Source organism: Streptomyces sp. NPDC057963, from assembly GCF_042887155.1.
Taxonomy (GTDB): Bacteria; Actinomycetota; Actinomycetes; order Streptomycetales; family Streptomycetaceae; genus Streptomyces.
The window spans coordinates 1-4,607 of the sequence record NZ_JBHVPX010000062.1; the positions used below are offsets into that span (position 1 = coordinate 1).

A 4,607-nucleotide genomic window follows, 5' to 3' on the forward strand; every position below is an offset into this window, starting at 1 on the left:
TTCGCGATCTCCCACAGCCCGTCCGGAACAATCCAACTCCACGCATCCCGCCCCATGAACAGCTCAACGAGTGATCACCACACAGGACACGGTCTTAGTTGATGATTTCGGCGCGGTCATCCATGCGGATTGCAGCCAGCCGGTCTCGCCACACCTGGAGAGCTTCGGGTGTCTGTCGCGTCCAGTCGGTGACCTCACCAACGATCCGGAGCGGTTCCCTGCTGCGATACGAGCGGGTGGGGTTGCCGGGGAACTTCTTGTCGGTGACGTTGGGATCGTTCTCGAACTCCCCGGTCGGTTCGACGACGTACACTCGCGGGGCTCCGTCGCCTGCGGCGAGTTCGGCGGCGAGTCCCGCGCCGTCGCGCAACGCGGTGAAGTAGATGTGGTTCATCACGATTTCGGGCCGGTAATTGGAACGGAAACCGGCGGTGAGGTGATCTCCGACCCGCAGCTCGGCCTTTGTGCCGTGAAAGAACGGCCCCTCGTCCAATGCCTCGTCCATCGCCACAGGTTATCAACCCAGACTGTCGTGACGGCCAGCTATCCAGGACGGCTCGGACGCCGTGATCACACCAGCCACAGCAAGATCATTTAATCTTGGTCGGTAGTTACGGGACAACCCTTAGTGGTCGAGTTCGTAAGTCCTTCGGGGGTTGATCACGCCGCCAGCGAGACGGAGGATTCTTCTCGATGATCGGCGGTGTGCCGGTCGAGTCTGGCCAGCAGATCGTCCAGGTCGGAGGTGGTGAACTTCCACTGGAACGGCTGGGCTGTGGCGTTGTAGCGGTCTTCGAAAGCTCGGAGCCGATCCTCGACCTGGGCAAGGTCGGTGAAATCGTTGGGCGTGACCACCTTGCGCTGGACGACGGAGAAGTAGATCTCCACCTGGTTCAGCCACGAGGCGTGCACGGGGGTGTGGATCATCACCGCGTTCGGGAACGCCGCCGTGAGTCGGTCGGCGGCCTTCTGCCCGCGGTGGGAGGAGCCGTTGTCGACGATCCAGAACACTCGCTTGGCGCTCTTGTAGGGTTCCTGACTCATGACCTGGGTGACCAGGTTCATGAACGGGTCGATACCGGTGCGCGGCTCGGTGCGGCCGGACACCTTCGACTGGTGGACGTCATAGGCGGCAAGGTAGGCCAGGGCGCCCCCGCGTCCGTAGGTGTGGTTGACGCGCATGGCGCGGGCCTGGCCCGGGGCGAGGGTGGGGTGGCAGCGGCAGCGGGACTGGATGGAGGTCTTCTCGTCGGCGCTGATGACGTACTCGTCAGCGTCGAGCGGGGTGCCCTGCCAGGTGCGGGCGTACAGGTCCAGCACACGCTGGGCTTTGGCGCGGAAGTCGGGGTCGGTGATGAAGATCCAGGAGCGGTGCTGCCAGGGCTTGAGCGCGTCCTCGGCCAGCCAGCGGCGCACGGTGGACGCCGACACGAACGCGGCGATGCCCCGCTGGATGGCTTCATAGGCCAGTTCCGGGCATGACCAGCGCGACAGCGGCACTCCGCTCTCGGCGGGCAGCCAGCAGGCCAGTGCCTTGGCCTCGGCAACCTGCAGCGACGTGAACACCGGTGGGCGGCCGCAGCGTTGACGGTCTTTGAGCCCCGGCAAACCCTGTTCGGCGAACCGGCCACGCCAGCGGCGCACGGTGTCCAGGTGCAGCCCCGTCTCCTGGGCGATACGCACGTTGGAGCGTCCGCGCGCGGCGTGCAGCACCACCTGTGCACGCACCCGCAGCCGGTGCTCGGTCTTGTGGCCGTAGGCCATCGCCTTCAGCCGCGCGCGTTCGGCGGCACTCGGGGCTATCGGGCAGGCAGTGCGGAGGGGCATGGCGGGAGAGCCGATCGGCCGAAGTGGATCACTGGCAAGCCGCAGTTTCCCCGCCCGCGTTGGCAGTGGAGCCCAGGCATCGCGGCGGTCACCGGGCGTCCGAGCTTGGACTGACCAGTTCACTCCGTCACGGGCAGACATTCGGCGAGCAGGTCGACGACGTCGCGCCAGGCTCGCTGTGCGTGCCGTGGGTGGTAGCCGACGCCGGGGCGCACGGTGTGGTCGACCGACGGGTGGTGAAAGGCGTGAAGGGCGCCGCCGTAGACCGCCAGGCGCCAGTCGACGCCCGCGGCCTGCATCTCGGCGGTGAGCGCCTCCCGCTGCGCGGGGGGCATGATCGGGTCTTCCGACCCGACCCCGGCCCATACCGGGCAGCGAATGCGCGCCGCCTCGCCCGGTCGGCCCGTGATGAGCCCGTTGACTGTCGCGATCGCGCGCAGGTTGACGCCGTCGCGCCCGAGTTCCAGCCCGACGGCGCCTCCGGTGCCGTAGCCGACGGCGGCTATCCGATCGGGGTCGGTCCGCGGTTCGGTGCGCAACACGTCGAGCGCCGCGTGGCCGATGCCCCGCATCCGGTCGGGGTCGGCGAGCAGCGGCATGCAACGAGCCATCATCTCCTCGGGGTCTTCCAAGTAGCGTCCGCCGTGGAGGTCGAAGGCCAGCGCCACATATCCCAGCTCGGCGAGAGCATCGGCCCGTCGGCGCTCGACGTCGCTGAGCCCCGTGCCCTCTGGTCCGAGCAGCACCGCGGGCCGGCGGTCGATACCGGCCGGGAGCGCGAGGTGCCCGATCATCGTCAGACCGTCGGCCGGGTACTGGACCGTGCGCGTGGTAATCGTCGTCATGAGACCGGACCGTAGTGATCGTCGAGTCCGATCGGGCCGGGGTTCGCCGCTGGCAGAACAGCACGGGTGTCCCTCTGAAATGCGGCGGTGGCTCACAAGATCCGTCACAACTTCCGTTCCCACGGCAACACCTGCCCCGGCACCACGCACGACACAGGTTCCAGAGTCAACCCCCGAAGGATTTACAGAGCCGACCACTTAGTTACTGAGGTTGAACTCGTGATGTCGGGAGCTCTCACTCCCCTGACCAGGTAATCCTCACCCAGTGACCAACCAATCCTCATTGCTTGTCCAACACCAGCGCCCGGCCACCACTTCTCAACGCCCCATAGAAACATCCGAATCGACCCACCCCACAGCGCCCAAGGCCGGACACCGAACTGAGAACCATCCCGGACACGAAAGCGAGAAATCCCAGCGTGATCCGGTGATGGTCGCGGACTGGGTGCGATGTACCGCCTTCATGACAGTGAGCCACCTGTGAATGCACCGCTCCACGTCAGCCACCGAGACGCAAAGCACCACCTCGTGTCAGCAGCCAGCCGTCGCCATAAGCCAGAGACCTGCAAGAAGACGCCCACCTGATCAACCGTCACTGCCACCAGCTCACCGACATGAAACCGACACATCGCAGCTGAGGATGTGCGGGCTGCCTCGCAGCGCGTCGGCGAGGCGGGCGGCGTCGCGGTCGGCGTCGAGCAGCGGGCTTTTGTCGCGGTCGTGTGACTGAGCGCCCCAGCGCTGCGCTCAGTGAGGTCGTCCAGTGTCGGCGGGCCCTGTGTCTCAGTCGTGTGACCAAGGGGAGCCAGGTGGGTGAAGAGAGCTGCCGCTGGCTGGGATCAAGTGGCAGGACGGTGATCTATCTCGGGAGGGCGGACGGCGAAATACTCCATTTGCTCGGCGAAGGCCACAGCCAAGTGGAAGGCCCGTATGTCTGACCAGCCCACTTCACCGTCCCCAGCCATCGAGTTGATCGTGCCCACCATCACGCAGGACATCCAGCTGATGCTGGAGCTGCGTTCCGTATCTGCAAGGAGTTCACGATGAGCGATACCGACCTGATTGTGCCAATCAACGTCAACGCGCTGCTCGTCAACCGGGCGAACATCTCGAACGCACGGAGCTTCGAGGAGTCCGATGCGGGTGTGTACCTGCAGTGGCAGCTCCCCGAGGCCCTCACCCACGGGTATGACCACCCCGACAACGGGCAGATCGGCTTCCCTCTGGTACCCAACCGCTGGCTGGTGGTTCGCTACCACGGCCCGGCCAACGCACGCAAAGCCGCCGGCTGGATTGTTCACAGCGACTACCTGGAGCGCGACTACCCAGAGCGCGAAGGTCCGCAGTGGGGGGCGCGTGGCACCGCCCGGAGCCTCGCGTTGTACGACAGCCGGACCGGGCCCGCCGTAACGGGGAGGAGACTCGACATGAGGGTCGGCTCGTGGGTCAAACCGCAAGGCGCCGAGGAGGGACTGTTCCTCACCGCGGCCGGTCCCGGCCTGCCGACGTTCGCCGCCTACCAGCCCTACAACGAGAACGTCTTCTCCGTCCATGACTCCCTGGTGTACCGCAACGGGGATCCCGCCCTCCCCGACGGTAGACTCAGCTACCTGGTCACCGGCTGGTACAGCAACGACGGCGCCGACAACCTGTCCAAGTCCGCCGGCATCGGCGAATTGCTGCCTCCCGACCCGGCCGAGCTGCCCCCCGAGCCGGCCCGGCTCACCGGCATCCTCGACGCTCTCGGCCAGCAGCCGCCCGGCTCCGCCCAGACCCCACGCCCCCTGTACAGCGGCACCGCCCTCGGCGTGACCTGGCGACACGACACAGACAGCCGCCCCTAAGGCCGTGTCCTATGTGGTGAGTCGGAGGAGTCGTTTGTAGCAGCAGAGTGCGGCGGCGAGTCCGAGGAAGGCCAGGTAGTTGCGGGGATGG

Annotated in this window: 4 protein-coding genes; 1 reads left to right on the top strand and 3 read right to left on the bottom strand. The window is 66.4% G+C overall.

Going from position 1 to position 4,607, the window contains the following annotated elements:
- Window positions 1–94: 94 nt before the first annotated feature.
- The 3 genes from arr to ACFVT1_RS40855 all read right to left on the bottom strand — a co-directional run bounded on the left by arr (window position 95) and on the right by ACFVT1_RS40855 (window position 2,672).
- Window positions 95–505, bottom strand: a complete 411-nt coding sequence (gene arr / locus ACFVT1_RS40845) for an NAD(+)--rifampin ADP-ribosyltransferase (protein ID WP_071368260.1) — start codon at window positions 503–505, stop codon at window positions 95–97.
- A gap of 155 nt (window positions 506–660) precedes the next feature.
- Window positions 661–1,827: an IS630 family transposase gene (locus ACFVT1_RS40850; protein ID WP_389805843.1), complete on the bottom strand. Its 1,167-nt coding sequence runs from the start codon at window positions 1,825–1,827 to the stop codon at window positions 661–663.
- Between the two features lie 119 nt (window positions 1,828–1,946).
- Window positions 1,947–2,672, bottom strand: a complete 726-nt coding sequence (locus ACFVT1_RS40855) for a dienelactone hydrolase family protein (RefSeq protein ID WP_389805846.1) — start codon at window positions 2,670–2,672, stop codon at window positions 1,947–1,949.
- A 1,043-nt stretch (window positions 2,673–3,715) separates the two neighbouring features.
- On the opposite strand from ACFVT1_RS40855, the gene ACFVT1_RS40860 reads away from it, so the two are divergent.
- The gene (locus ACFVT1_RS40860; protein WP_389805848.1) at window positions 3,716–4,516 is read left to right on the top strand and encodes a hypothetical protein; all 801 of its coding nucleotides are present in this window, start codon (window positions 3,716–3,718) and stop codon (window positions 4,514–4,516) included.
- Window positions 4,517–4,607: the final 91 nt, after the last annotated feature.